The organism is Exiguobacterium sp. SH3S1 (assembly GCF_004337105.1).
GTDB lineage: Bacteria > Bacillota > Bacilli > Exiguobacteriales > Exiguobacteriaceae > Exiguobacterium > Exiguobacterium aurantiacum_A.
In genome coordinates this window covers 1-569 of record NZ_SJUW01000031.1, presented here as the reverse complement: position 1 = coordinate 569, position 569 = coordinate 1, and the positions used below count along the sequence as shown (strand labels likewise).

Sequence of the window (569 nt, the reverse complement as noted above, 5' to 3'; positions counted from 1 at the left end):
ATCGCGACGATGTCGCTGCTGGGTCTCGCCTTGCCCGCTGTTCCCCCGGGAGTCGGCGTGCCCTCGGGGCGACGCTGTACGTCCTTGCCGTTTCGGACTAAACTGGCTATAACTACACATCCTGGAGGCGATCCCGATGATGCCAGACCTGCCGAACATGCCGCCGAGCCCGTATGCGGCGCTTTACGATCTGTTGATCCCTGCCGATGACGAGCTACGGCTCATCCACGATCTCGTATCGTTCGATTTCGTCACCGACCTGCTCGCGGACACGTATTGTCACGACAACGGGCGGATGGCCGTCCATCCTGTCCGGATGTTCAAATATCTGTTCCTCAAGGCGCACTCGAACCTATCGGATGTCGATCTCGTCAGACGGGCGAGGACCGACCTCACCTATAAGTATTTCCTGGATCTCGCGCCGGAGGACGGCGTCATCAACCCGTCCTCGCTCACGAAATTCCGCCGCCAACGCATGGACGACGACAAACTGCTCGACAAACTGCTCGCACACACGGTCGAGGTCGCGAAAGAGATGGGGCTGCTGAAGGGACGGACGCTGATCGTCG

Annotated in this window: 1 protein-coding gene; it reads left to right on the top strand. The window is 59.9% G+C overall.

The annotated features are described in order from the left end of the window. Nucleotides 1–136: 136 nt before the first annotated feature. Nucleotides 137–569 (top strand): transposase (locus EVJ26_RS14240; protein ID WP_131470780.1); only part of this gene is annotated, 433 nt, incomplete at its 3' end.